At 75.8% G+C, this 21,865-nt stretch carries 22 protein-coding genes; 9 read left to right on the top strand and 13 right to left on the bottom strand.

Annotation, left to right across the window (positions count from 1 at the left end):
- The first annotated feature begins 7 nt into the window (after positions 1-7).
- Positions 8-817 carry a helix-turn-helix domain-containing protein gene (locus tag OG309_RS30880; RefSeq protein ID WP_329425845.1) on the top strand — a complete coding sequence of 270 codons (810 nt, stop codon included), beginning with the start codon at positions 8-10 and terminating at the stop codon, positions 815-817.
- Here OG309_RS30880 and OG309_RS30875 read toward each other — a convergent pair.
- Positions 807-1,226, bottom strand: a complete 420-nt coding sequence (locus OG309_RS30875; RefSeq protein ID WP_329425844.1) for a hypothetical protein — start codon at positions 1,224-1,226, stop codon at positions 807-809. The two genes, OG309_RS30880 and OG309_RS30875, sit on opposite strands and share 11 nt — an antisense overlap.
- Before the next feature lie 216 nt (positions 1,227-1,442).
- Between OG309_RS30875 and OG309_RS30870 the strand changes: the two genes are divergently transcribed.
- Positions 1,443-2,156 (top strand): low temperature requirement protein A, encoded by a 714-nt coding sequence (locus tag OG309_RS30870; RefSeq protein ID WP_329425842.1) that lies wholly within the window; start codon positions 1,443-1,445, stop codon positions 2,154-2,156.
- Between the two features lie 97 nt (positions 2,157-2,253).
- Here the strand turns inward: OG309_RS30870 and OG309_RS30865 are convergent, their stop codons facing one another.
- The 5 genes from OG309_RS30865 to OG309_RS30845 form a co-directional block, all read right to left on the bottom strand.
- The gene (locus OG309_RS30865) at positions 2,254-2,415 is read right to left on the bottom strand and encodes a hypothetical protein (protein ID WP_329425840.1); all 162 of its coding nucleotides are present in this window, start codon (positions 2,413-2,415) and stop codon (positions 2,254-2,256) included.
- Between the two features lie 50 nt (positions 2,416-2,465).
- The gene (locus OG309_RS30860; protein WP_329425838.1) at positions 2,466-2,804 is read right to left on the bottom strand and encodes a hypothetical protein; all 339 of its coding nucleotides are present in this window, start codon (positions 2,802-2,804) and stop codon (positions 2,466-2,468) included.
- A gap of 173 nt (positions 2,805-2,977) precedes the next feature.
- Positions 2,978-4,393: an amino acid permease gene (locus tag OG309_RS30855; protein WP_329425836.1), complete on the bottom strand. Its 1,416-nt coding sequence runs from the start codon at positions 4,391-4,393 to the stop codon at positions 2,978-2,980.
- A gap of 66 nt (positions 4,394-4,459) precedes the next feature.
- Positions 4,460-6,580 carry a phage holin family protein gene (locus OG309_RS30850; RefSeq protein WP_329428629.1) on the bottom strand — a complete coding sequence of 707 codons (2,121 nt, stop codon included), beginning with the start codon at positions 6,578-6,580 and terminating at the stop codon, positions 4,460-4,462.
- Between the two features lie 154 nt (positions 6,581-6,734).
- Complete coding sequence (locus OG309_RS30845; RefSeq protein WP_329425834.1) at positions 6,735-7,139, bottom strand: recombinase family protein; 405 nt, start codon at positions 7,137-7,139, stop codon at positions 6,735-6,737.
- 167 nt (positions 7,140-7,306) lie between these two features.
- Here OG309_RS30845 and OG309_RS30840 point away from each other — a divergent pair, with 167 nt between their 5' ends.
- Both OG309_RS30840 and OG309_RS30835 read left to right on the top strand, forming a co-directional pair.
- The gene (locus OG309_RS30840; RefSeq protein ID WP_329425833.1) at positions 7,307-8,086 is read left to right on the top strand and encodes an MBL fold metallo-hydrolase; all 780 of its coding nucleotides are present in this window, start codon (positions 7,307-7,309) and stop codon (positions 8,084-8,086) included.
- Positions 8,083-8,736 (top strand): DedA family protein, encoded by a 654-nt coding sequence (locus OG309_RS30835; protein ID WP_329425831.1) that lies wholly within the window; start codon positions 8,083-8,085, stop codon positions 8,734-8,736. Before OG309_RS30840 ends, OG309_RS30835 begins: the two co-directional genes overlap by 4 nt.
- On the opposite strand, the gene OG309_RS30830 is transcribed toward OG309_RS30835, so the two are convergent.
- The 3 genes from OG309_RS30830 to OG309_RS30820 all read right to left on the bottom strand — a co-directional run bounded on the left by OG309_RS30830 (position 8,726) and on the right by OG309_RS30820 (position 12,408).
- Positions 8,726-9,772 (bottom strand): MBL fold metallo-hydrolase, encoded by a 1,047-nt coding sequence (locus OG309_RS30830; RefSeq protein ID WP_329425830.1) that lies wholly within the window; start codon positions 9,770-9,772, stop codon positions 8,726-8,728. The two genes, OG309_RS30835 and OG309_RS30830, sit on opposite strands and share 11 nt — an antisense overlap.
- Before the next feature lie 131 nt (positions 9,773-9,903).
- The gene (locus OG309_RS30825; protein WP_329425828.1) at positions 9,904-11,139 is read right to left on the bottom strand and encodes an aminotransferase class I/II-fold pyridoxal phosphate-dependent enzyme; all 1,236 of its coding nucleotides are present in this window, start codon (positions 11,137-11,139) and stop codon (positions 9,904-9,906) included.
- 132 nt (positions 11,140-11,271) lie between these two features.
- Positions 11,272-12,408 carry a sulfite oxidase gene (locus tag OG309_RS30820; protein ID WP_329428627.1) on the bottom strand — a complete coding sequence of 379 codons (1,137 nt, stop codon included), beginning with the start codon at positions 12,406-12,408 and terminating at the stop codon, positions 11,272-11,274.
- A 346-nt stretch (positions 12,409-12,754) separates the two neighbouring features.
- Here OG309_RS30820 and OG309_RS30815 point away from each other — a divergent pair, with 346 nt between their 5' ends.
- Positions 12,755-13,258, top strand: a complete 504-nt coding sequence (locus OG309_RS30815; RefSeq protein WP_329425826.1) for a GNAT family N-acetyltransferase — start codon at positions 12,755-12,757, stop codon at positions 13,256-13,258.
- An 80-nt stretch (positions 13,259-13,338) separates the two neighbouring features.
- On the opposite strand, the gene OG309_RS30810 is transcribed toward OG309_RS30815, so the two are convergent.
- From OG309_RS30810 to OG309_RS30800, 3 genes are all read right to left on the bottom strand, one after another.
- Positions 13,339-13,464 (bottom strand): ALQxL family class IV lanthipeptide, encoded by a 126-nt coding sequence (locus tag OG309_RS30810; RefSeq protein ID WP_205628270.1) that lies wholly within the window; start codon positions 13,462-13,464, stop codon positions 13,339-13,341.
- A gap of 98 nt (positions 13,465-13,562) precedes the next feature.
- A complete protein-coding gene (gene lanL, locus OG309_RS30805; protein WP_329425823.1) occupies positions 13,563-16,376 on the bottom strand; it encodes a class IV lanthionine synthetase LanL in 2,814 nt (937 codons plus the stop codon).
- Between the two features lie 14 nt (positions 16,377-16,390).
- Positions 16,391-16,558: a hypothetical protein gene (locus OG309_RS30800; RefSeq protein ID WP_329425822.1), complete on the bottom strand. Its 168-nt coding sequence runs from the start codon at positions 16,556-16,558 to the stop codon at positions 16,391-16,393.
- 225 nt (positions 16,559-16,783) lie between these two features.
- On the opposite strand from OG309_RS30800, the gene OG309_RS30795 reads away from it, so the two are divergent.
- The 3 genes from OG309_RS30795 to OG309_RS30785 all read left to right on the top strand — a co-directional run bounded on the left by OG309_RS30795 (position 16,784) and on the right by OG309_RS30785 (position 19,356).
- On the top strand, positions 16,784-17,851 hold the full coding sequence (locus tag OG309_RS30795) for a hypothetical protein (protein ID WP_329425819.1): 1,068 nt from the start codon (positions 16,784-16,786) through the stop codon (positions 17,849-17,851).
- 61 nt (positions 17,852-17,912) lie between these two features.
- Complete coding sequence (locus OG309_RS30790) at positions 17,913-18,431, top strand: GNAT family N-acetyltransferase (RefSeq protein ID WP_329425817.1); 519 nt, start codon at positions 17,913-17,915, stop codon at positions 18,429-18,431.
- Between the two features lie 91 nt (positions 18,432-18,522).
- Positions 18,523-19,356, top strand: a complete 834-nt coding sequence (locus tag OG309_RS30785; RefSeq protein ID WP_329425816.1) for a methyltransferase domain-containing protein — start codon at positions 18,523-18,525, stop codon at positions 19,354-19,356.
- A 25-nt stretch (positions 19,357-19,381) separates the two neighbouring features.
- Here the strand turns inward: OG309_RS30785 and OG309_RS30780 are convergent, their stop codons facing one another.
- Complete coding sequence (locus OG309_RS30780) at positions 19,382-21,331, bottom strand: DUF5107 domain-containing protein (protein ID WP_329425814.1); 1,950 nt, start codon at positions 21,329-21,331, stop codon at positions 19,382-19,384.
- 131 nt (positions 21,332-21,462) lie between these two features.
- On the opposite strand from OG309_RS30780, the gene OG309_RS30775 reads away from it, so the two are divergent.
- Positions 21,463-21,795 (top strand): DUF6204 family protein, encoded by a 333-nt coding sequence (locus OG309_RS30775; protein ID WP_329425812.1) that lies wholly within the window; start codon positions 21,463-21,465, stop codon positions 21,793-21,795.
- Positions 21,796-21,865: the final 70 nt, after the last annotated feature.

The raw sequence follows: 21,865 nt of genomic DNA, 5'->3' as shown, positions 1-21,865 counted from the left end.
TCTGGCCATGACAACTGTCGCGACCGACACGGGTGTGGGGCCGCTGCTGCGCGGCTGGCGCGAGCTGCGGCGGCTGAGCCAGCTGGAGCTGGCCCTGCGGGCGGACTCGTCCGCGCGGCACATCTCCTTCGTCGAGACGGGCCGTTCGCGGCCGAGCGAGGAGATGGTCCTGCGGCTGGCCGAGCACCTGGAGGTGCCGGTGCGCGAGCGCAACGCCCTCCTGCTGGCGGCCGGTTACGCTCCGCGGTTCACCGAGTCGACGCTGGACGCGCCGTTCCTGGAGGCGCTGCGCGACGGCATCGAGCGGCTGCTCCAGGGCTACGAGCCCTACCCGGCCCTGGTCGTGGACGGCTCGTACACGGTGGTGGCGGCCAATCAGGGCATCGGGATGCTGCTGGCGGGACTGCCGGAGCACCTGCTGACCCCGCCGCTGAACGCCATGCGGATCACCCTTCACCCGGAGGGCCTGGCGCCGCGCATCCGCAATCTGCGGGAGTGGCGGGGGCACCTGCTCGCCCAGATGGAGCGTCAGATCGGGCTCGTCCGTTCGGAGTCGCTGCGGGCGCTGTACGAGGAGGTGGCGGCCTATCCGCTGCCGGAGGGGGCCGGGGATCCGGCGGACCGGGAGGACCCGGAGCCGTACCCCTCCTTCGCGTTGCCGCTGCGGATCGAGCACGACGGGCGGGTGCTGTCGTTCGTGTCGTCGATCTCGACGTTCAACACACCGCTGGACGTGACCGTCGCCGAGCTGGCCATCGAGACCTTCCTGCCGGCCGACCCGGAGACGGTCGCGTACCTCCAGTCGCTCACGGCGTAGCGGTCGCCCGCAGCGCGCCCCACTGGAGGGCGGCGAAGCCGGCGACGGTGCCCGCCTGGAGCAGCGTCCAGACGGCGCCCGCGGTGCTGGGCTCCAGCCAGGCGACGAGCGCGACGACGCTGAGCACCGCCCACAGCAGGTTGGCGTCGACGACGGCCTTGACGCCGAGGACCGGCGGCTGCGGCCGGCTCGCCAGCCAGGCCACCCCGGCCGCGAAGACGGTGAGGAAGACGCCGAGTCCGAGCAGCAGGCCGCGGCCCACTCCGAGGAGCTCGCCCAGGGGGCCGGAGGCGGCCGCGTAGGCGAGCCCGTTGCCGCCGGTGACGACGGCGTCGAGCGCGAGGAACCGGCGCACCATGGACCGCGGCTGAGTGGTGCGGGAGAGACCGGCGAGCAGGGCCTGGGACATGGCGGATCACCCTCCTGGAAGGCTGTTTCTACGGGATCGGGGCCGGTGCCCGGGCGGAGTGCGCCGCCCGGGACCCGGTGCTCACGAGGATGCCGGGGCGGGCGGCGGGGGTCGATTACGCGGGAGGTAATGCCGGGGCGTGGTCCGGGTGCCGTGCGGGCGTTGTAGGGTGCGCGCCTGGATGGCCGAAAGTGTGCGCTGCGCAAGGGGGATGCGGTGGCTGGCAGGGAACGGGCGCGGATGGTCGCGGCCGGGGGCGATCACAAGGTGACGCCCGCCGAGCTCTTCTTCGATCTGGTCTTCGTCTACGCGATCACCCAGGTGACCGCGTTGATGGCGGCCCATCCGTCCCCGGTGCGGGTGGTCGGCGCGATGACGGTGCTGGCGCTGCTGTGGTGGTGCTGGTGTGCCTTCGCCTGGCTGGGCAATGTCGTACGGGCGGACTCCGGCGCCCTGTTCGCGGTGCTCGTCACCGTGATGACCGTGGTGTTCGTGGTGTCGCTCGCGGTCCCGGAGGTGTTCGCGGACGCGCCGGGCGGACTGCCCGCGCCGGTGGTGTTCGTCGTCTGCTACGGCCTGGTGCGGACGCTGCACCTCGTCTCGTACTGGGTGTCCAGCCCCGGTGACACGGCGCTGCGGGCCACCCTGCGGCGCACGGCCCTGCTGTCGGTGGCGCCGCCGTTCGTGCTGCTGCTCATGGGCTGCGCGTACGACGGGCCGCCGCGGCTGCTGCTCGGCGCGGCGGCGATCGTGCTGCGCTGCTCGGGCCCGCGCCCGACCGCCCTCCTCGTGGGCGGCGTGTGCTGCCTGGCGGCTGGCCCGCTGGTGGCCCTGGTCCCGGCACTGCTCGCCATGGCGCTGCTGGCGGCCGCGGTGACGGCCCTGGTGACGGCGCACGACCACCGGGCGCGGGCGGCGGCCGCCGGGTAGCGGGCGGCCGGGAGCGCCCGGCGGGCGAGCGGGATCGTGCCGTGAGCGGGCCGCGTGGGACGGCCCGCCCGCGGCGGGTCCCGGGCCCGGCCGGGGGTCAGTCAGCCGTCGGTTCCGGTTCGGCGGCCGGTCCGGGGGCGGCACGGAGGGGGGTCCGTTCCGGTTCGTGTTCCGTTGTCGCGGGGTGGCCGGAGCGTTCCTGACGGGCCGCCTCGGCGCGCAGCAGCGCGTTGAGCACGGCGAAGGGGTCCACGGGCATGACGAAGCTCCTTGCGGTGGGGTGAGGGGGTGCTGGGGAGGCCGGGCCTCTCAGCACCGCATCACCGCCGACCGGGGCGCGTCGCCGCACGGCGGCGGTACGGGCGCGGGAGCGGGAGCGGGAGCGGCGGCGGGCGCGGTCGTGCGCACGCCGCGGGGCGGCGCCGGGCGCCGCGCTCCTCGTCCGGGGGTGGTCGCGTCGGTCTCGGCGAGGTCGTGGACCTCGGGCGCGGGGTCGGCCGCCGCGCCGACGGCGCGCGGTTCCGCGCCGGGCGTCCCGGCGAGGGCTCCCCCGGTGCCGAGCAGCGCGGCGAGCACGAGCAGCACCGCGACGGCGAACCGCCGGGCCCGCACGGCGGGGACGCCGGGGCGCGCGGGGAGGGACCTCATGGAGATCCGTCCTGCCCCGTAGGGGCGGCCCCGAGCCGCCCCGTACGCCACAACCGCCCGTGCGGCCTACGTGCCGGGACCGGAATTCACCGCACCGGCGGGCGCGCGCGCCGGAGCGCGGTGGCGCACGCGCCGCGGCACGGCGGCGCCCCGGCGCGGTCGGTCCCCGGTGGTCAGTCCTCGGCGCGCCCGGCCGCCGAAGCGCGCGTCCTGCGCGCCGCCATCGCCGCGTAGACGAGGACGCCCGCGAAGAGGAAGAGGACGCCCTGGTAGACCGCCGCGTAGCCGGAGCCCGCGACGAGCCAGAGGGAGAAGCCGAAGGCGGCGACGGCGAGGACGGCGTCGCGGGCGAGGCGGGCCGGCGAGACCTTCTCGCCCTGTCCGGAGAGCAGGAAGTAGACCTGGGCGGCCGTGGAGAGCAGGTAGGGGACGGTGGCGGTGAACGTGGTGACGAGCACCAGCATCTCGAACACGCCCTGGGTGCCGGCCGTGTAGTTGTAGACGGTCAGGAGCGAGGCGAGGACGACGGTCACGAGGACGCCGACCGTGGGGACGCCGCGCCGCTTGACGGTGAAGGCCTTCGGGAAGAGGCCGTCGCGGGCGGCGGCGTAGGGCGCCTGGGCGCTCAGCAGGGTCCAGCCGTTGAGCGCGCCGACCATCGAGACCAGTGCCATGCAGGCGACGGCGGCGCCGCCCCAGGAGCCGCCGAACATGACGTCGACGGCCTCGGAGAAGGGCGCGGTGGAGGTGATCAGCTTGTCGTGGGCGACGGTGCCGAAGACGGCGAGGGTGCCGAGCAGGTAGAGCGCGGCGGCGCCGAGGGTGCCGAGGACGGTGGCGCGGCCGACGTTGCGGCGCGGGTCGCGGACCTCGCCTGCGCTGACGGCTGCGGACTCGACGCCGAGGTAGCTGAAGAGCAGGATCGCGGCGGACGCGGAGACCGCGCCGAGCGCGCTCGTGTCGCCGGCCCGGAAGGGGCCGAGGTTGGCGCTGTCGAAGAAGAACAGTCCGCCGACGGCGACCAGCAGCAGCGGGACGAACTTGAGCACCGTCGCGACCAGCTGGACGGCACCGACGTAGCGGGTGCCGGCCAGGTTGGCGAGCGCGGGCAGCCACTGGACGAGCAGGGCGGCGCCGATGGTGGCGGCCGTGGACTCGTGGATCGGGACGAGCACGTCGAGGTAGCCGACGGCGGCGACGGCGAGCGCGGCGTTGGAGACCCAGGTGGTGATCCAGTACGACCAGGCGGCGAGGAAGCCGGCGAAGTCGCCGAACGCGGCGCGGGCGTAGACGTACGGGCCGCCGGTCTGCGGGTGCCGGTGGGCGAGCCGGCCGAAGACCAGGGCGAGGGAGAGCGCGCCGAGGGTGAGGATGCCGAAGGCGACCAGGCTGATGGTGCCGTAGGGGGCGACGGAGGCGGGGAGGAGGAAGATGCCGCCGCCGATGATGTTGCCGACGACGAGGGCGGTGGCGACGGGGAGGCCGAAGCCGCGGGCGTGCTTCCCGGTCGCTTCCCCGTCCGGCCGGTGCTCGGGCTGCGGCTCCTCGTCGGGGGTGCGGCGGTGGGTCTCAAGGGTGGCCGTGCTCATGGGGGGTGGTGCGCCTCTCGTCGTACAAACGCACCCATCGTCCGCCTGCTGAGACGGCGCTCCAAATCAGCCGCTTTTGTCCTGTACGGCCGGGTCCACGACCGGAAGAAATGCTTCCGCATCGCTGCTGGACGGTGAAATCTCCAGCGGCACCTGCGGCCCCTCGTTCTCCCGCAGCCAGCCCCGCAGCACCCGGTGCACCTGCTCCGCCCCCACGATCCCGGCGGGCGGCTCCGTCAGCTCGCGCGGCCAGAGGAGGAACGGACGCCCCTGCTCGCCGCCGAGGCCCCCGTGGGAGCCGATCTGCTCCTCGAAGGCGTGCACGGTGCCCGTCGCCGGGTCGTACATCGAGTTGACCATGATGTCGGCGACGTGCGGGAAACCGTCGGTGCGCCGCACCGCGTCCGCCGCGCCCGGGCCGAAGACGGCGAGCGGCCCGTCGTCGGTCAGCTCCGCGACCGGCACCTCGACCCCGTCGCGGCCCAGCACCACCGAGCCGTGCTCCTCGCTCGCCACCAGCAGGAAGCCGATGCCCGGGTGGTGGGCGAGGGTGCGCAGGAGCGCGGGGTGGAGCCGGTCGATCTCCTCGCGGGTCATCCGGTGCGGCACGCCCGGGAAGGAGACCAGGCCGAGGTTGCCGGAGGCCAGCACCAGCGGCTCGGGCGCCCGGGCCGCCGCCACCGCGGCCGCCTCCGCCCCTTCCCTGCCCTGCTCGGCCGTCTCGTCGACGGTCCGGTGCAGCGCGCCGCGCAGTGCGTCGCGGGCCGCGTCCCTGGCCTCCGAGCCTCCCCCGGACTCCGCCTGGGGGTGCCCCCGGCGGATGCGCCGCACCCGCCGCGGCACCGGCAGCCCGCAGCCCGCCCGGACGAGGTCGCGCAGGGCCAGCCCGTACGCGTCCTCGAAGGTCTTCCCCGGGCTCTGGCCGTGATCGGAGAGCAGCACGATCCGGTACGGGCGGGGCGCGTGCTCGGCGACCTGGGCGATCAGGGCGAGCGAGCGGTCGAGCCGCCGCAGCACCTGGTCGGTGTCGTGGCCCTGTGGCCCGGAGTGGTGGGCGACCTCGTCGTAGGCGACCAGATCGGCGTAGACGGCGGTCCGGCCGGCGAGCATGTCGCCCATCACCGCGGCGACCACCACGTCCCGCTCGATGACCGTGGCGAAGGCCCGGACGAGGGGGTAGAGGCCGCCACGGGAGACCCGGGGCGTCTCGCGGCGCAGCCGCGCCCGGGTCGACTGGGCCACCTCGCGCAGCGTCTCGGTGACGAAGGAGCCGGCGGTGCGGACCGCGTTGGCGGGGTCGGAGAAGTACGCGAAGTAGCCGGACCGCGAACGGTTGCGGCGGCCCCGGCGGGCGGCCATCGACAGGACCAGGGCGAGCTGGTCGGCGCCGCCGCTGAAGAGGTTGCCGCGGGAGGCGCCGTCGAAGGTGAGCAGTCCGCCGTCGCCGGTGCGCTCGACGGCGCGGCGCTGGAGTTCGACGGCGCCGGCGGGGCGGTTGGAGACCATGAGCCGGCCGGTGTCCTTCTCGTACCACCGGAAGGCCGGCACGTCCTCGTTGGAGCCGTGCAGGATGCCGAGCTGGCTGGCGCCGGTCTGGCTGGACCAGTCGGTGCGCCAGTCGGTGAGGCGGTGGGTGGTGGCGAGCCAGTCGGCGACGGTGGGCATCAGGCCGTCGTCGACGGCGTCGCGGAGCACCCGGTGGCCGACGCCGTCGAGTTGCAGGATGACCGTGCCGGGGGCGGGTTCCGGGCCGCGCGCGAGGCGGGGGCGCCGGCGGTCGGCGAGCCGGTAGAGGCGCCGCCGGTACGCCTCGTCGTCGCGCACGGCGAGGGAGGTGGCGGTGGCCGAGGCGACCGCGGACATCACGGCGGCCACCAGGACGGCGGTCTGCGGGGCCGCGGTGCCGCGCCCGTCGGGGGTGAGCCAGAGCGCGACGAGCAGCAGCGAGCCGTTGAGGAAGAACACCAACAGGCCGAGCACCAGAGCCGGTACGAGCAGCAGCGCGCGCACGATCAGCGGCCACACGAGGGCGCTGAGCAGACCGAAGGCCCCCGCGCCCAGGGCGGCGGTGAACGCGATCGTGGTGAGGCTGTCGCCGTCGCGGGACTGGAGCTGGAAGTCGGGCAGGACGCCGGCGAGGACCAGCAGGGTGAGGGTGGAGACCACCCAGACCGTGATCACCCGCATCGCGGCCCGGCCCGTGCTCCGCCAGCGGCCGGTGGGACGCCCTCGCCGTTCACCCACGCCTGGTTCACCTTTCACCCGTTTCCTGCCCCAAGCGTGGCACAACGGCCACCGCGCGCAGGTCGGCCGGGGAAAAGGCGGGTGGGTCCGGGCGCTCTCAGCAGCCGTCGTACCCGGCGGTGGGCATGGACATGCGCCGGTGCACCCCGGCCTTCATCGGCGCGTCGTACGCGGGTTCGTCGAGTCCCGCGGTCTCCAGCCGCACCCCGCGCCGCTCGCACTCGGCGAGGAACTCCGGCACGTCCGTCAGCGCGCGGGCCAGGACACGCTCGTTCGGGGCGACGAACAGGTCCACGACCCCCGCGTCGACGTCAGCCCACAGGGCCTCGTGGTCCGGCCGGATGCCGTAGAACAGCAGCCGCCTCGCCACCACGTACCCCTTGTCCACGGCCCAGCGGACGCACATGGCGTGCTGGCTGCGGGTGTCGACCAGGAAGGGATCTTCGTCGAGCTCTTCGAGCGGGGTGAGGCTGGCGATCGCCGCCACCCGAACGTCGTTCATGGGGCGACCCTACTGCGTCGCCGGACACCCGAGGAGATCTTCCGCGTACCGCCTGCGGGTGCTCCGTCGAAGACCGGCCACACCGACGGCACCGGACATTTACCCTCGTTACGGAAGGGGTCGCGGACAGGCCGGGACGACGGGCGGAACGGACGAGGAAGGGCGGCGTGCCGGTGGAGGTCACCTGGTGGGGTCATGCCACATGCACGGTCGAGGACTCCGGGGTCCGCTTCCTGACGGACCCGCTGTTCACCCGGCGGCTCGCGCACCTGCGCCGCCGCCGCGGCGAGCTGCCCCCGCCCGAGGCGGCCCGCGCCGAGGCCGTGCTCGTCTCGCATCTGCACGCCGACCACCTCCACCTGCCCTCGCTGGCCCGGCTCGCCCCCGGCACCCGGGTGATCGTCCCGGCCGGCGCGCCGCGGGCCGTACCGGCGCTGCGGCGGCTCGACGGGCTGGGCCTGCGGCTCACCGAGGTCACGCCCGGCGACGAGGTCGGCGTCGAGGGCGTGACCGTACGGGCCGTCCCCGCGCTGCACGACGGGCGGCGACTGCCGGTCGGACCGCACCGCTCCCCCGCGCTCGGCTACGTGGTGGAGGGCGAGGCGCGGACCTACTTCGCCGGTGACACCGGCCTGTTCGACGCCATGGCGGAGGCCGTCGGCCCCGTGGACGTGGCGCTCCTGCCGGTCGGCGGCTGGGGGCCGTACCTCGGCCACGGGCACCTCGACGCGGGCCGGGCCGCGCAGGCGCTCGCCGCGCTCTCGCCCGCCGCCGCGGTGCCGGTGCACTACGGCACGTACTGGCCGATCGGCATGGACGCGATCCGGCCCCACGAGTTCCACGCCCCGGGCGACGAGTTCGTCCGGCACGCGGCCCGGCTGGCGCCCAAGGTCGCGGTGCACCTCCTCGGCCACGGCGAGCGGGTGCGGCCGGAGGTCGCCCGGTGATCGACCGGATCGTGACGGCGGTGCGCGAGCTGCCGCCGGAGTCGACGCAGCAGGCCGTCGGCTATCCCTCGCTGTTCCTGCTCGTGGCGCTCGGCGCGCTGGTGCCGGTGGTGCCGACCGGGGCGATCGTCAGCTCGGCCGCGGTGGTGGCCTTCCACCAGACGGCGCCGCTGGCCCTGCTCTACGTCTTCGTGGTGTCGGCCTCCGCGGCGTTCCTGGGCGACCTGGCCCTGTACTGGCTCGGACAGCGGGGGGTCCGCTCCCGCAACGGCTCGCGCTGGCTGGCGGCGCTGCGCGGCCGGGTCACCCCGGAGCGGCTCGCCCAGGCCCAGAAGCGCCTGGAGACCCATCAGGTGCCGGTGCTGGTGCTCTCCCGGCTGGTGCCGGCGGGACGGATCCCGGTGATGCTGGCCTGTCTGCTCGCCGGGATGCCGCTGCGCCGCTTCGCCCGCGGTGACCTGCCCGCGTGCCTGGCCTGGGCGGCGACGTACCAGCTCATCGGCATCCTGGGCGGCTCGCTCTTCCCCGAGCCGTGGCAGGGCGTGGTGGCGGCGGTCGGTCTGACGGTGCTGCTCGGCGCGGCACCCTCGCTGTGGCGGCGGCTGCGGGGGCGGACGGCGGAGCAGCCCGGCGGAAACCCTAAGGGCTGACCGCCCGTGAGGCTCCGACCGCGAGGTCCCACAGGTCCTCGCGGGGCAGCCCGGCGCGCTCCCAGGCGGCCCGCACGCGGGTGAGCGGTTCGAGGACGGGCTCGGAGGAGAGCACGAAGGTCGCCCAGTGCATGGGCGCCATCCGCCGCGCACCGAGGTCCTGGAAGGCCCGCACGGCCTCCTCCGGGTCGGTGTGGACGTCGCTGAGCCACCAGCGCGGGTCGTACGCGCCGATCGGGAGCAGCGCGAGGTCGATGCCGGGGTGGCGCCGGCCGATCTCGGCGAACCAGTGGCCGTAGCCGGTGTCCCCGGCGAAGTAGACCCGCCGCCCCTCCCGGTCGCCGATCACCCAGCCGCCCCACAGGGAGCGGCAGGTGTCCAGGAGGGTGCGCTTGGACCAGTGGTGCGCCGGGACGCACTCGAAGCGCACGCCGTCGAGTTCGGCCGCCTCCCACCAGTCGAGCTCGGTGACGCGGCTGAACCGGCGGCGGGTGAACCAGCGGCCGAGCCCGGCGGGCACGAAGACCGGGGTGTGGCGCGGGAGGCGTCGGAGGGTGGGGGCGTCGAGGTGGTCGAAGTGGTTGTGGCTGATGACGACGGCGTCGACGCGCGGCAGGTCCTCCCAGCGGACGCCGACGGGAGTGAGCCGCGCCGAGGTGCCGAGGATGCGGCGCGACCAGACGGGGTCGGTGAGCACGGTCAGCCCGCCGATCCGCAGCACCCAGCTGGCGTGTCCCGCCCAGGTGACGGCGAGGGTGCCGGGCCCGGCCTCGGGCAACGGCCCGGGGGCGAACGGGAGCAGCGGGATGTCCCGCAGCCCCTCGGGCCCGGGGCGGACGGCACCCTCGCGGGCGAGCCGGGCCATGGCGCGGACACCGGGCAGCGGCGCGGTGAGCCGGTCGGCGAAGGAGCGCGGCCAGTCGTGGCGCACCCGGCCGAGGGGCTGGAGGACGGGCGCGGGACGCGGGACGTCGGGGGCGTCAGGGGTGCCGGCGGGGTGCGGGGCCCGGGGCGGCCGGGCGGTCTGTTCCGTCATCGCTGCTACCTCCGTCTTTCCGTCCGCCTTCGGTGTTGCCGTGGCCTTCGGTGCCGGCGTCCGTGCCGTCGTTGCTTTCGGTGCCGCCGTCCGTGCTGTCTGCGCGCCATCCGGGTCGTCGTCCACCTCCGTCAGCGGGCCAGCTCGTCGAGCGCGGCCCCGAAGGCGCTCAACGCCCGGGCCACGTGGGGTGATTCCTCCGGGCGGGCGGAGCCGAGGGCCTCGCTCCGCTCCTCCTCGGTGGCGCCCAGGAAGGCGGCGGTGCCGAACCGGACGCGCAGCGCGCCGAGTTCGTCGCCGAAGCGGTGGCCGCCGGGGACGGGGGTGCCGAGCCGCTCGGTGAGGTGGTTCTCCAGCTCCAGGGAGTCCGTGACCCCGCGGGCGGCGAGCCCGGCGCGCAGCGGGCCCAGGTCGGCGTAGAGGTGGCGGCCGGCCTGCGGGGGCCGGGCGAGGGCCCCGGCGGAGAGGACGGCGCGGTGGGCGGCCGCCGCGATCCGCCCGTGCAGGGCGGCCGTCGTCCGGACCCGTACGGTGACGTCCTCGGGTTCGTCGAGGGCGTGGGCGGCGGCCGGGGCGACCGGGCCGGCCACGAGGGCGCCGAGCGCGGTGAGGATGTCGAGGGTGCGGGCCCTGGGGTCGGCGTACCGGTCGGTGCGGGTGGCGGCGGTGGGCGGGAAGCGGGCGACGGCGCAGGGCCAGCCGGCGGGCGTGAGGGCCCCGGACAGGTCGCTGAGGACGGTCACGTCGTCGGGGCACATCTCGGCGGGGCTGAGCAGCACCGTCTCCTGCGGGCGGTGCACGGTGTCGCGCCAGGTCTCGTCGCTGATGATGTGCAGGCCCTCGGCGACGGCCGCCTCGCAGGCCTCGCGGACGAGTTCGGGCGGGGCGACCGTGGCCGTGGGGTCGTCGGCGACGGAGAGGAACAGCAGGCGGGGGCTGCCGCCCTCGGCGCGGATCCGCCGTACGGTCTCCAGGAGGGCGTACGGATCGGGGACGCCGCCGCACTCGGCGGGCGTGGGCACGTGGTAGGCGGGCCGGCCGAGCAGCCGGGCCTGCGGGGTCCACCAGGCGGGGCAGGGCCGGGGCAGCAGGAGGTCGCCGCCGTGGGCGGCGATGAGCGCGAGCAGCAGCGGCGGGGCGCCGGGGGCGGCGACGACGTCCTCGGCGTGGGTGCGCAGGCCGCGGCGCCACCAGTAGCCGGCGGCGGCCCCGCGCAGGACCGGTCCGCCGCCGGGCGGTTCGGGGGTGGTGCGGCCGGCCGCGGCGGCGAGGAGGGCGGCGAGGCCGGGCAGCACGGGGAGGCCGGGCTCCGGTGCGGGCGGTCCGTAGCGCACCGGTCCGCGGCCCTCCGGAGCTGTCTGCCGCATCTTCCCAACCTCCCGGGCCCTGCTGGGGACTCTGCCGGGGCGCGCACGGCACCGACGGCACCCCAGTGCCCTTTATACGGAGGTTCGGGTCATCTCGCCGCTCGGCCCGGGCCGGGCAGGGCCCGCTCCGGCTCAGGCGAGGGTGACGGGATGGCGGACGATCGCGTCGAAGAGGTACCCCTGGGTGTTGGGGACGGCCCGCTCGGGCTGGACGTTGCCGGCCGCGTCGGTGACCCGGGACAGCAGGGTGGCGGGCCCGGTGCCGTGCGGGTGCCAGGGCGCCGTCCAGCGGACCCAGCCGGCCCGGCGGGGCGCGTCGAGCAGCCGCGCGGGCCGCCAGTGGGCGCCGCCGTCGGTGGAGACGTCGACGCGGGCCACGGGTGCGAGGGCGGACCAGGCGCGGCCGGTGAGCCGGTGCGTCCTGCGGCTCTCCAGGGTGGCGCCGAAGGGCAGTTCGTAGGCGCTCTTGAGGGTCTGGCGGGTGAGCGGAGCGCTGCCGCCGGGCGGGTGGGCTGCGCCGAACAGCCGGTAGTAGTCGGTGGACCAGGGCGAGGCGAGCGGGGTGCGGGACACCTGGATGTCGCCGAGCCACTTGATGGAGGCGATGCCGATCCAGGACGGCACGATGAGCCGGACCGGGTGGCCGTGGTCGTACGGGAGGGGCTCGCCGTTCATCTCGTACGCGAGGACGACGTCGTCCAGCGCCTTGGCGACGGGCAGCGGACGGCGGACCCGGCCGAGGTCGACGCCGCCGGTGACGTACGGGTCGTCGAGGCCACGGGGCTGGACGTCGACGGCGTCGGCGGCGATCCCGGCGAGCCGCAGCACGTCGGAGAGGCGGGCACCTCGCCAGCGGGCGGCGCCGATCGCGCCGAGGGTCCAGGGGGTGCCGGCGACCGTCTCGCCCTGCTGGGTGGTGTAGAGGCTGCGGCCGTTCCCGGCGCACTCCACCAGGGCCGTCCGGGTGACGGCGGGCAGGTCGCGCAGCTGCCCGTACCCGAAGCGGACCGGGGTGCGTCCGTGCAGTCCGTCGCCCCAGACCGTGAGGCTCCAGGTGGCGGCGTCGAGGACGGGCGTGGAGGTGTGGTTGCGGACGAAGAAGCGGTCGACGGGGGTGAGCGGGCCGGTGCCCGCGAAGGTCTCGTACCGGGCTTCGGCGTTGGTGCCGCGGAGGGTGAAGTACTCGGGCGGCGTCGGCTTCACGATGCCGGGGGCGAGGTCGGGGGCGAGGTCGGGCACGGGGGCGGCCGTGGCGGGCGCGTTCCCCATCAGGGGCAGGGCGGGGGCGCCGGCGAGCGCCTTCAGGAGGGTGCGGCGGGCGGGCACGGGCGGTTCTCCTCGGCGCTTCGGGGCGGGGTCGGCCACACCCTAGGGGCGGGCCCGGGGTCGGGACGGGCCGTTCACGGAGCCGTCATGTGAACATTCGTCAGGTCGGGCCGGATCGTCGGTCCGGATCGCCGGACCGGATCGCCGGACCGGATCGCCGGACCGGATCGCCGGACCGGATCGCCGGACCGGATCGCCGGACCGGATCGCCGGACCGGATCGCGTGGGCCGGATCGCGTGGGCCGCGCCCGCCTCACCCGTCTGACACGCCTCGGGCGACACTTGTCGCATGATCCCTGTCGTCACCGTCGTCCCCCTGCACACCGCGCGTCTGGACCTGGAGCCGCTGCGGCTCGACCACGCGCCCGAGATGGCCGAGGCGCTGGCCGATCCGGCGCTGCACGTGTTCATCGGGGGCGCCCCGCTGTCCGAGCCGGAGCTGCGGGCGCGCTACGCCAGGATGCTGGCGGGGCCGTCGGATCCGGGGACGGCCTGGTGCAACTGGGTGCTGCGGCTGCGGGCCACGGGTGCCGCCGTCGGGACCGTCCAGGCGACGGTCACGGGCGGGGCGGCCGAGATCGCCTGGGTGACCGGCACCGCCTGGCAGGGCCGGGGGCTCGCCAAGGAGGCGGCGGGCGCGCTGGCCGCCTGGCTGCGTTCGCTCGGCACGCCGGTGCTCCTGGCGCACGTCCACCCGGACCACCACGCCTCGGCGACGGTGGCCGCGGCCGCGGGCCTGGCACCGACGGAGACCTTCGAGGACGGGGAGCGGCGCTGGGAGTGGCGGGCCTGAGCGAGCCCCGGGGGCCCGGGCAAGCGCCGTGAGGACGCCAAACGGGACCCCCCGTCGGGGGTCCCGCTCCCGGCTGTGGGTCAGCAGCCGCTGGTCAGCCAACGGCAGGCGGTGATGAGCGCGGCGGCGTGCTCCTCACCGCGGGCGTCCTCGGTGCGGACCTCCTGGGGCAGCACCTGCAGGGCGTCGATGTCGTGCTCCATCATGGCGTTCTCCTTCGCGTGTTCCGGGTGGTGCCGGCCCGTGCGGGACCGGCGTCCGTCGGCCGGCGGCCGACGGAAGTCCTGGGGGGGGTGCGGGCGTCTCAGCCCTCGGGCAGCCAGGCGCGGGGGCCGCCGAAGCGCAGACGCAGCAGCAGGGAGAGGCTGCCGGCGAGGCCGGTGGCGTACTCGGCGAGCACGGTCCTGCGGTTCTCGTCGGGCACCAGGAGGCGTCCGTCGCGCAGGACGGCCTGCGCCGCCAGGTGTTCGACGAGCAGTTCGGCGTCGGCGCGGTGGCGCGGGTCTCCGGTGAGCACGGCGGCGTCGAGGAGGAACTCGGCGTTGCCCGCGAGTCCGTGGCAGGTGGCGGGCGAGTCGGTGACCCGGCCCGCCCGCACCGCGCGGGCCGCCCCGTCCACCAGGGCGAGCAGGCCGTCGGCGGCGCCGTCGCCGGCCGCCCAGAGCCGGACGAGGAAGGTGCCGACGCCGGACGAGCCGCTGCACCAGTGGCGGGCGAGCTCCGGGGAGTCGGACAGGTGGCGGGCCCGGTCCACGGGCCACAGCACGCCGGCCGCTCCCCCGCGCGCTGCGGAGGCGAGGGTGGCGCCGGCCTCGACGGCCGCCGCGCGGAACCGGTCCTCCCCCGTCGCCCCGGCGGCGAGCAGCAGGAAGGTACCCACTCCGGCGACGCCGTGCGCGAAGCCGTAGTGCCAGGCTCCGGCGAGGGCGGACCCGAAGTCCTCCGGCACCGGCCAGAACAGCCCTTCGGGGGTGCGCCGCCCTGCCGCCAGGAGCCCTTCGGCGGCCTGCGCCGCCCGGTCGAGGAAGCGGGGGTCGCCGGTGGCCCGCCAGAAGTGCAGCTGGGCCAGGCCGGAGCCGGCCGCGCCGTGGCAGACGTCGGGGTTGGGCCAGCGGACGGGCAGCGCGAGGGCGAGTTCGGCGGCGCGCCCGGCCAGGGCGGGGTCGTCCAGTGCCCGGGCGGCGTCGAGCAGGGCCCAGGCGGTGCCGGAGCGGCCGAAGTGGAGCCCCGGGAGGTGCCCCGGCAGGGCGTCCACCCGGTCCGCGGTCCACTGGGCCGCGGTGCGCAGTCCTTCGCGGAGCGCGGCCCGTTCCAGGGGGGCTCCGGCGGTGTCGAGGGCGTCCGCGTGGCGCAGAGCCCGGGCCAGGACGGCGACCCCGCCGGCCGAGCCGTGCTGGACGGCGACCGGGTCGCAGTTCTCGCCGAACGAGTCGGAGGACCACAGCCGTTCGGGGTCGTCGGGGCGGAGGGTGGCCAGCAGGTGGGTGAGGCCGTCGCGGAGCAGACGGTCGCGGGTCGCCCGCGGGTCGGGCGGCTCCGCCATGCGGGCGTCCGCCGCCGGTGCGGTGAGGGGTGCCGGGGCCGGGCGCCCGTCGCCGCGGAGGCGCGTGACGAAGTTCCGTGCCTGCTCCAGGCTCCAGCGGTCCTCCGGGGCGTCCCGCATGAGCCCGCGGACGAGCGGGGCGAAGCGGCGGACGAGCGGGTGGTCGCGGGCCAGCAGGGCGACGAGTCCGGCCAGGCGGTCCTCGTCGGGACGGGCGTCGGCGACGGGCCGGTCGGCGGCGAACAGCGGGTCGGCGCCGCTCAGCGCGTGCAGGACCGTCGCGCCCAGGGCGTACAGGTCGACGCCCGGCGGGAACGCGGGGGCCACCTGGTCGGCGGCGCGCAGTTCGGGTGCGGTGTAGCCGGGGGTGGCGCCGAGCACCCAGCGTTCACCGGGCGGTGCGGCCATCTCCAGGTCGATGAGGAGCAGGCGCCCGTCGGGGGTGACCATGACGTTGTTGGGGTTGAAGTCGTGCAGGGTGACGCCGAGCCCGTGCGCGGTGGCGACCAGCTCGGTCAGCTGCCAGACGAGGGAGTCGGCGGTGCGCGCGTCGGGGCAGGCGGTGCCCTCGGCGGCGAGGCGCTCCGCGACGGTGCGGCGCAGGGTGGCACCGGGTACGGACTCGGCGGCGAGGAAGACGCTGCCCTGCTGCTCGAACACCTCGACGGGCTGCGGGACGCGGTCGCGGGCGGCCGCGGCGAAACGCCCGAGGAGGGCCGCCTCGCGGCGCAGCAGGTCGCGGACGTCGAGCCCTTCGAGTCCGGCGCCGACGTGCGGGCGGGCCTGCTTGACGACGACCTGGGCGCCGGTGCGGGTGTCCTCGGCGCGGAAGACGCCGCCCTTGTTGGAGTGCTGGATGGCGCCCCTGACGACGTATCGGTCGGCGAGGAGGACGGGTCTGGCGGCGGTCGTGCTGCGGGCCGGGGCGGCCGGGCGGTCCGGGAAGGGGTCGCCGGCCCAGGCGGGCGGACTGAACCAGGCGTTGCGCTCGTCCTCGACGGGGCGGCCCTCCGGGTCGGTGAGCCGGGCCGCGAAACCGCCGTCGGCGGTCAGCTCTCTTACGCCCGAGAACACGCCGTACCGGTAGGAGACCTGGCTGTCGGGGCGGTAGCGGCGGTCGGAGAGGACGGTCGGACCGGGCAGGCCCGCGGTGGCCCGGTGCAGCTCCTCGGCGAGCAGCCGGAACCGGTCGTCGTCGGCCGGGTAGACGGTGAGGAACTTGCCGCCCCCGCCGCGGGCGGAGCGCCCGGAGACCAGCGCGGCGACCCTCGCGGGGCTGCCGGCGAACTTGAAGGTCGCGCCGTGGGCGACGAGCACCTCGGCGGCGCGGGCCAGGACCAGCGGGGCGGACAGCGGGGTGGCGGAGACGTGCAGTTTCCAGCCCTGTGCCCGGCGGACGGCTCCGGCGGGCACGACGTGGCACCAGAACGGGCCGGGTTCGACGGACCAGCCGACGGCGCCGGAGCGGGCCACGGCGGCGCGCACCAGGTCGGGCAGGAGCGCGAGGTCGGCGGCGTGCTCGGCGCGGGCCCGGCGGGGGCCGGGGCCGGTCGTGAGCGGGGAGGAGGTCGACACGGTCCCGCCCCGCCCTACTGCTGCGGCCGGACGTAGTCGTCGCCCCAGCTGGTGTCCAGCGGCGAGGCGGCGACCGTGCGCGCCGCGGGCGAACCGCCCCCGTCTCCCTGGTGCCCTGCGGTCGCGGCGGCGCCGGTGAGCAGGACGGTGAGGACGAGGAGACAGCGGACGGCTGCGGACATGCGAAGGCTCCTGGTTCGGGAGGCGCGGGATGGCGGAAGACCCGCGTTTGGCGGGTTCGCGCCGGATGTCGCCCTGGCGGGGTTTGCCCCTGCCGGACATCCACAGTCCATCCCGGCGGGCCCGCTTGGTCCAGGGCCGTGACCCGGCAATACCCTGCATGGCACGGAAGTAGCAGGGCCGCAAAGCGGGGGGAATCCATGCCGATGGGGGCACATCTCGATGCAATGCCACGTCTGGACGCGCGGGCCGTCGCCGTCTTCGAGTACGTGCTCGCCCGCGGCAGCCTGACCCGCTGGCCGCCCGACGTCGTCCCCGCGCTCGGCTTAAGCCATGAGGAGGTGGAGGCCGCGTCCCGCACCCTGCTGCGCCTGCGGCTGCTGCGCCCGGCGCCCGGCAGGCCCGAGGAGCTGATACCGGTGAGCCCGGACGCCGCGGCGGCGGAGGTCGTCGGCCCCCTGGAGGCGGAGCTCGCCCAGGCCGCCGCGCACGCCCAGGCCGTACGCGACGAACTGCACGCCCTGATGCCGCAGTACCGGGCCGCGCGGAGCGAGCAGGCGCGCCGTCAGGGCGTCGACCTGCTGCCCGACATGGCGTCCGCGTCCGCGATGCTGACGGAGGAGTCGGCCCGGTGCCGCGACGAGGTCTTCAGCATCCAGCCGGGCGGCGGCCGGGCGCCCGGCCGGCTGGGCGACGCCATCGACCGGGACCTGGCGATGCTGGGCCGGGGCGTGCGGATGCGCACCCTGTACCAGCACTCGGCACGCTCCAGCCTCTCCACGCAGGCGTACGTGGAGCGTCTCACCGAGGCCGGAGCCGCGTACCGCACGGCGGCCGAACTGCCGGACCGGGCGGTGGTGTTCGACCGGGCGGTGGCCTTCCTGCCCCGCCGCGCCGACGGCGGCACGGGCGAGGGCGCGGTCCTCGTCCGCGACCCGGACGTCGTGGCGTACCTGTGCCGCGTCTTCGAGCAGCACTGGTCCGGAGCGATCCCGTTCCGCGGCACCAGCGAGGCCGCCTACAAGGAGGTCGGCCCGAGCCTGCGCCGCGCGCTGGTCGGGCTGCTCGCCCAGGGCGCCAAGGACGAGGTCATCGCCCGTCGCATGGGCATGTCGCTGCGCACCTGCCGCCGCCACATCGCCGAACTCCTCGAAGAACTGGGCGCCGAGAGCCGCTTCCAGGGCGGCGCTCTCGCCGAACGGGCGGGGCTCACGGGGCCGACGACGGAGGCGAAGGCCGCGGAGGCGAAGGCCGCGGAGGCGAGGACCGCGGAGGCGGAGGCCGGTTCCGCGTAAGGGCGCGCCGTCGGCGGAAACCGACTGGCCGACCGCCTGGCCGGGTCCCCAGAATGCGCCCATGCGCATCCGTACAGCAGGACCCTCCGACGCCGCGGGCGTCGCCGCCGTGCACGTCCGCTCCTGGCGCGCCGCCTACCGCGGCCTGGTGCCCGACGCGTACCTCGACTCCCTCGACGTCGGGGAGCGGACGGAGGTGTGGCGGGACAGGCTGTCGGCGCCCGGCGCGCCGACCGTGCTGGTGGCCGAGGAGGAGGGCGGCGGGGCGGTGGCGTTCTCGTGCTTCCGTCCGTGGTCCGACGGGGAGCCGGACGCGGGGGTGACGGCCGAGCTGTCGGCCCTGTACGCCGTGCCGGAGGCCTGGGGCCGGGGCGTGGGGCGCGCCCTGCTGACCGCGACGGTCGACGCGATGACGGCGGCCGGGTTCCGCGAGGCGGGGCTCTGGGTGCTGGAGGGGAACCCCCGGGCCCGGGCCTTCTACGAGGCGGCCGGTTGGCGTCCGGACGGTACGTCCGTGACGGAGGAAACCGGCGGTCGCCTACTCACCGAACTCCGTTACCGGACAGATCTGTTGAGCTGAATCGTCCACATGGCGAGAACGGGGTCTCACTATACGAGTGATCGGCGTACCGTTGCCGTACCCACTCACACGAGCACGAGGGAGTCCGGCCATGACGCACGCCGACGAGCGGAGCGCGCCGCACGAGACCGCCGTCTACACCCACGGACACCACGAGTCGGTGCTGCGGTCGCACACCTGGCGCACCGTGGAGAACTCCGCCGCCTACCTGATCCCCGAGCTGCGGGCCGGGCTGGAGGTCCTGGACGTCGGGTGCGGCCCGGGCACCATCACCGCCGACCTGGCCGCGCGGGTCGCGCCGGGCCGGGTCACCGCGGTGGACGCCGCCGAGGACGTCCTGGCGAAGGCGCGCGCGGAGGCGGCCGAACGAGGGGTCGACAACGTGGAGTTCGCGGTCGCCGACGTCCACGCACTGGACTTCCCCGACGACTCCTTCGACATCGTCCACGCCCACCAGGTGCTGCAGCACGTCGGCGACCCGGTCCAGGCGCTGCGGGAGATGCGGCGGGTGTGCCGGCCGGGCGGCCTGGTCGCCGCCCGGGACAGCGACTACGGGGCGTTCACCTGGTTCCCCGAGCACCCCGGCCTGGACCGCTGGTCCGACCTGTACCGGCAGGTGGCCCGCGCCAACGGGGGTGAGCCCGACGCGGGGCGGCGGCTGTTCTCCTGGGCCCGCGAGGCGGGCTTCACCGAGATCGCCACCACCGCCGCCACCTGGTGCTTCGCCCAGCCCGACGAGCGGGCCTGGTGGAGCGGCCTGTGGGCGGACCGCACCACGCAGTCCTCGTACGCGCGGCTGACCGTCGACGGCGGCCACGCGACGCGGGAGGAGCTGGACGGGATCGCCGGGGCGTGGCGCGCCTGGGGCGCCCGGGAGGACGCCTGGTTCATGGTGCCGCACGGCGAGATCCTGTGCCGCGTCTGACGACCACCCCCGCCCCGGCCCCGTCTCAGCGGGGGCGCATCCTGAACTCGTAGGCGTCCGGGAGCGGTTCGTCCGTGATCCGCGCCCACACCTCGCCCAGGATCTCCGCCCCCTCCCGCAGGTCGGCCACCTCGAAGCCCGCGTCGAACACGGCACGGGCCTCGTCCGCGCGGCCCTCGGCGAGCAGCAGCCGCGCCTCCAGGAACCGGAAGGCGCCCCGCTCCCGCACCTCGGCGGGCAGCCGCTCCAGGACGGCGCGGGCCCGCGCGGTGCCGCCGTTCTCCAGGAGCACGGCCACCGTCTCGCGCCCGAGCGCCGCCGTGACCAGCGGATCGCCCCCGTACTGCTCCTCGAAGGCCTCCTCGTGGCGCTCGGCGGCCCGGCGCGGGTGGCCGCACTCCCGGTCGGCGACGGCCAGGCAGTACAGGAGCGGCCAGCGCACGGAGGCGTTCTTCAGGCCGCGTTCCCAGCTGCGCACCGCCTGGGCGAGGTCACCCGCGGCCCACTGGGCGACGCCGAGGTGGTACTCGGTGGCCGGATCGGCCGGCGCGGTCTCCAGCATGTCCCGCCAGGCCCCCGACACCGGCGTGCGCCCGGCGGGCGCCGCCTCGGGCGCGGGCAGGGCACCCGTGCGCAGCAGATGCACCCAGGGCCGCTGCTCGTCGCCGAGGTGCTCCTCGGTGAACGGCGTGCCGGGCAGCGCGTAGCCCCCGCGCAGGACTTCGAGCGCGCCCCACCCCGAGCCGGTGGCGAGCCGCGCACCGGGCTCGGCGTCGGCGCCCCGCTCCCGCCACCGCGCGTACGCGGCCTCGACCTCGTCCCGGGGCAGCACCCGGCCGAGCTCCTCCTCGACGCTCCCGGTGGCCGCGGCCCAGTCCGCGCCGTGGACGGCCGTCGCGTCGGCGGAGAGCGGGCCGTACACCTCCATCCAGGAGATCTCCGTCTCCGGTTCCAGGGTGGGGTGCTCCAGCTGGGTGCGGGCGAGCCCGGCCTGGATCTCCGCGTACCCGGGAGTGCCGGGTTCGGTCAGCCACTCCTGCCAGCGGCGGCCGCCGCGGCCCGAGCCCCAGAGGAACAGCTTGCGGCCGCGCAGCGTGTCCGTGGAGGTCTGCACGAGTCCCGTGCCGCTCGCGTCGAGCGCGGCGATCCAGCGGCGGCGTCCGTCCGGCAGTTCGTAGAAGTAGTCGGCGGCGTGGGTGCTCCGGAGGGGGTACGTGTGGTCGGCGCCGTCCGGGGCGAGGGGCACCGGCACCCGGCGCAGGGCGCGCTCGTAGCCGTACTGCCAGGCCCGGTCGGCGGGGGCGAGGATCCGGCGGTCCTCGGGGACGGCCGTGTTGGACCACCAGTACGTGGGGACGGCCCGCTCGTGCGGGTTGCGGATCCGGATCCCGACGCGCAGGTGCCCGGCCTCGGCGGGCAGCCACAGATCGACCTGGAACGGCAGGTCGCGCAGCGGCTCCCACTCCCACAGCCGGAGCATCTCGCCGCCGTCGGGCGCGGGGACGATCGCCGCGTGCAGCGGGGCGCAGGAGAGGGTGGTGTGGCCGCGGGCGCCGATGTTCCACTCGATGCCGCCGGAGAACCAGGCCCCGTTCAGGGCGAAGGCCGCCGGCTGGAACACCGGGTTGCGGTAGAGCAGTTCACGGCCGCCCGCCTTGTCGAACAGGGAGTGGACCCGCCCACCGAGACCGGGCAGCACGGTGACCCGCAGCCGCTCGTTCTCCAGCACGATCGCGTCGAGGTCCAGGGGCGTCCGCTCGCGCCCGTAGCCGTCCCGGACGGGGACGGGCAGCAGGGTGCGCAGCGGGGCGTGCCCGAGCTGGCGGGCCATGTCGCGCGGGAGCAAGGCCCGGTCGTCGACCGCGGGGGCGGCGAACCCGTCGAGGAGACGCAGGGCCGGGAGGGGGTTGTCCGGGCCCAACGGCGCCGCGGGCAGGGTGAGTACGGCACGTCGTACGGTCGTCATGACGCCCATGGAACACGCCGGAACCACCGCTGGCCAGAGGGTGGACAACACCCCGCCCGGGCGCCCGGAAATTCCGTTGCGGCGTACACCCGTCGCCGTAGGGTGGTTGTTTTGCGGTTGTTTCACCGAGGAGGCAGGGCATGGGCACGCAGCACACCTACCGGGTGATCGTGCGCGGGACGTTCGACGGGCTGACCGACGCGAGCCGCGAGCGGCTGCTCGCCGAGGTCGAGGAGCACGGCATGTCGGCGATGCAGTTCACCGAGGAGGGCTCGCTCGCCTACGACCGGAACCTGAAGCACTTCTCGTACCGCCTCGTCGTCGTCTCCGAGGCGGCGGACGGCGACGAGATGGCGGGGGCGATCGCCGAGGACCGGGTGGAGAGCGCCCTGAAGGAACTCGGCCACGGCTTCCGCGGTCTGAAGTCCAAGGTCACCGACATGGACACGATGAAGATCAACTACAAGCGCTGAACGTCGGCCGGGGCCGGACGTGCCGAGTCGGGCCGGGGCGTCGGCCAGGGCCGGGCGTGCCGAGCCGGGC

It is taken from the genome of Streptomyces sp. NBC_01268, assembly GCF_036240795.1.
Lineage (GTDB): Bacteria > Actinomycetota > Actinomycetes > Streptomycetales > Streptomycetaceae > Streptomyces.
Note: the sequence above shows the minus strand (reverse complement) of the source record. Positions and strands in the feature narration are given on the sequence as shown.